This window comes from Polaromonas sp. P3_C2, from assembly GCF_056402675.1.
The window spans coordinates 1-3,070 of record NZ_JBFUGX010000502.1 but is presented as its reverse complement, the minus strand read 5'-3'; the positions used below and the strand labels follow the sequence as shown (position 1 = coordinate 3,070).

At 61.9% G+C, this 3,070-nt stretch carries 6 protein-coding genes; 4 read left to right on the top strand and 2 right to left on the bottom strand.

The features are described from left to right. Window positions 1-2: 2 nt before the first annotated feature. A complete protein-coding gene (locus AC1DWI_RS17930) occupies window positions 3-641 on the top strand; it encodes an FHA domain-containing protein (protein ID WP_477725351.1) in 639 nt (212 codons plus the stop codon). Between the two features lie 26 nt (window positions 642-667). Here the strand turns inward: AC1DWI_RS17930 and AC1DWI_RS17925 are convergent, their stop codons facing one another. After that, window positions 668-1,438: a PDDEXK family nuclease gene (locus AC1DWI_RS17925; RefSeq protein WP_477670960.1), complete on the bottom strand. Its 771-nt coding sequence runs from the start codon at window positions 1,436-1,438 to the stop codon at window positions 668-670. A 262-nt stretch (window positions 1,439-1,700) separates the two neighbouring features. Here AC1DWI_RS17925 and AC1DWI_RS17920 point away from each other — a divergent pair, with 262 nt between their 5' ends. Beyond that, on the top strand, window positions 1,701-2,060 hold the full coding sequence (locus AC1DWI_RS17920) for a translation initiation factor Sui1 (RefSeq protein WP_477670959.1): 360 nt from the start codon (window positions 1,701-1,703) through the stop codon (window positions 2,058-2,060). Window positions 2,061-2,062: 2 nt separating this feature from the next. Then, window positions 2,063-2,272: a DUF3820 family protein gene (locus AC1DWI_RS17915; protein WP_477667170.1), complete on the top strand. Its 210-nt coding sequence runs from the start codon at window positions 2,063-2,065 to the stop codon at window positions 2,270-2,272. A 9-nt stretch (window positions 2,273-2,281) separates the two neighbouring features. Here AC1DWI_RS17915 and AC1DWI_RS17910 read toward each other — a convergent pair whose 3' ends face one another. Continuing rightward, window positions 2,282-2,686 (bottom strand): RidA family protein, encoded by a 405-nt coding sequence (locus AC1DWI_RS17910; protein ID WP_477670958.1) that lies wholly within the window; start codon window positions 2,684-2,686, stop codon window positions 2,282-2,284. Window positions 2,687-2,838: 152 nt separating this feature from the next. Between AC1DWI_RS17910 and AC1DWI_RS17905 the strand changes: the two genes are divergently transcribed. Beyond that, the coding region (locus tag AC1DWI_RS17905; RefSeq protein WP_477725350.1) for a LysR family transcriptional regulator at window positions 2,839-3,070 on the top strand (232 nt) is incomplete at its 3' end.

Below are 3,070 nucleotides of genomic sequence, written 5' to 3'. Positions count from 1 at the left end.
TCATTGCAACGGTCGAAGGCGTCGAAATCAAGCACGTGTACCTGACGAACGACCGCACCACGCTGGGCCGCAGGCCCTACAACGACATCATCTTCGACAACCTGGTGGTCAGCGGCGAGCACTGCGTGTTCCTGCTGAAAGGCCTTGCGGACGTGTACCTTGAAGACCTGGGCAGCACCAACGGCACCTACCTCAACGGCCACATGGTCAAGTCGCGTGAGCTGCTGCACGACAACGACATCATCAATATCGGCAACTTCCGCATCCAGTACCTGGCCACCTCGCGGCATGAAGAAGAGGCTCCGCGCGAACATCAAACCACCGCCATGGCGCTGGACGCGATGGGCCTGCCCGGCACCAGCGGCACGATGCACGCGAGCCTGAAGGTGCTGTCGGGTTCGTCAGCGGGGCTGGAGGTGCCGGTGGTCAAGGCCGTTACCACCTTCGGGCAGCCCGGTGTGGCCGTGGTGTCGATATCGCACCGGCGCGACGGCTACTACGTGGCGCACATGGACGGCGAAAAGCCGCCGACCTGCAACGGCAAACCGATCGGCATGAAAGCGATTCCGCTGGCCCACCACGACATACTGAACCTGGCCGGAACCGAGATGGAGTTTTTGCTCAAGAGCGCCGAAGCCTGAGCGGGCCGGGGGGCGTGCAGGCTCGCTCAGATGGTCGAGCTGCTGATGCTGGTGGTGGGAAAGCCCATGGGCCTGCGGGAACTCCGTGGCCTGTAAGAAGGCGGCTCGCCGGCCAGGCGCCAGGCAAAGGCCCGTGCCAGTGCCTTCAGCTTGAGCGTGGACTTCAGATGCAGCGGCGTCATGCCGGTGCGGGTCAGGTCCGATGCGTTGTTGGACACGCGTGACAGGCGGCGCTGCTCCAGCGCGGTGACGGGTTTGCGGGGCATGGCTGAGCGTGGCGTCTTTTTGATCGCCGTCTGCGTGGCGGCAGCACCGGTGAACTTTTCACGCAGCAGCGTGGCCTCGGGCCGCCGCTGGCTGTCCACAATCCAGTAGGGAATGCCGGCGCGGCCCAGCAGCTCGCGCTTGAAAGCATGCTTGCGGTCAGCCAGCTCGCCGCGCCCCAGCACATCGACGCAACCCAGCACAGCGCCTTTGCGGTCGGCCACGGCGCAGGCAAAGCTCACGGTGCTCAGCAGCGCCTGCCAGTGCGCGTCGCCGCCGCGGCTGTTGGGTTCAATAAAGCCGGTAAAGGGCACCTTGATCAATACATGGTGGTCCGGAAAAATGTCTGCCAGCCAKCGCCACACCGCGAGCTCGTCGCGACTGGTGAGCGGCTTGCGGCGCAGCGCGTGGTTGCGCGCCACCTTCTTGCGGGCCGACACCACATGCGACAGCCAGCGTTCATAGCCCAGCGCCCCCAGGGCCACGCTGCCCACAAAGATAAAGAAGCCGATCAAAAAAGAGGTGCCGGTCATGGTGCTGTCCTGGTGCTGGTACTGCGTTGATGTGCCGGGCCGATGCGCTGCCTGTTTTGATATGGGTATATGACCCTGAGTGGCTGCGCGGCGCTGGCTGAAAATCCCAGCCGTGTTTATAAGGTACATTTTTCATTTTTCGGCAATATGGCCCAGAACATTTGTGAACGTTCGTATTAGGCCGTGCTGACCCGGCCGTGGTGACCACACTTCGGTGTTACCCGGCCAGAGCCGCTTTCCACGCATCCCCTCCTTAAACTCCATGAAGAAACTCCCCACCAGCGGCGGCCTCGTGTATTCCACCGACGCGGGACGCATGTGCCCTGGATGCCGCCAGCCGGTGTCCGCGTGCACGTGCAAGCAGCAGGCCGCGCCCAAGGGTGATGGTGTGGTGCGCGTCATGCGTGAAAGCAAAGGCCGCGGCGGAAAAACTGTCACCGTCATCAAGGGCCTGCCGCTGGACGCCCTGGGCCTGGCGCAATTGGGCAAACAGCTCAAAGCCGCCTGTGGTTCGGGGGGCACGGCCAAAGACGGCATCATTGAAGTGCAGGGCGACCATTGCGACACCGTCATGCAGGCCCTGCAAAAACAGGGCTACGCGCCCAAGCGGGCAGGCGGTTAGGCATGAACCCCGAAGACCTCCAGCTGCTGGTGACCCGCGAAATGCCTTTCGGCAAACACAAGGGCACCCTGATCGCCGACCTGCCCGGCAACTACCTCAACTGGTTCGCCCGCGAAGGTTTTCCCAAAGGCGAAATCGGCCGCCTGCTGCAGCTGATGCAGGAGATCGACCACAACGGGCTGAAGCCGCTGCTGGATCCGTTACGGCGGTAGTCAAGTCACTCAATCACCGCGAAACTCTGGAAGCTTGGCAATCACCTTGATCTCAAACTGAAAGCCATAGAGCCAGGTCACGCCGACACCCGTCAGCGTAGGGTGCGGTGCGTTGCCCCAGTAGTCGGGCACCACTTTCCAGGCTGTCTCGAACACCGATTCCGGATCCACCATGAAGACGGTCACGTCGACCACGTCGTCGAAGGTGCAGCCTGCGGCCTTGAGGATGGCGTTCAGGTTGTCGAAGGCGAGCCGGACCTGCGCCTCCAGGTCGGGCTCGGGGGATCCATCTTCGCGGCTGCCAACCTGCCCTGAAACGAACAGGAATCCGTTGGACTTCACCGCCGGCGAATAGCGGTTGCGTTCATAGAGGGCCTGGCGCCCGGGTGGAAAAACGACGTCACGCTTGGTCATAAAAATGTCCTTTTTCATATGGGCCGTCGCCGGCCCGTGGTTAACGATGAAAGAACTTTAGAAGACTGTGCCTTTCGGATAAACAGGCAAGGCTAACCATCACTGTTCGTAGAATCCAAACAATCATCAACGTCAACATATCTGGAGCAGAGATGGACCGTTTCGATGCAATGCAGGCATTCGCCCGCGTGGTGGAAGCAGGCAGCTTCACCAAGGCGGCCGAGACACTCCATATGAGCAAGACCAGCGTGACGCAGCTGGTGCAGCAACTGGAAGCGCGGCTGCGGGTCAAGCTGCTCAACCGGACCACACGGAAGGTCAATGTCACTGCCGATGGCGCTGCCTACTATGACCGGGTGGTGCGCGTCCTGGCCGAGGTTGATG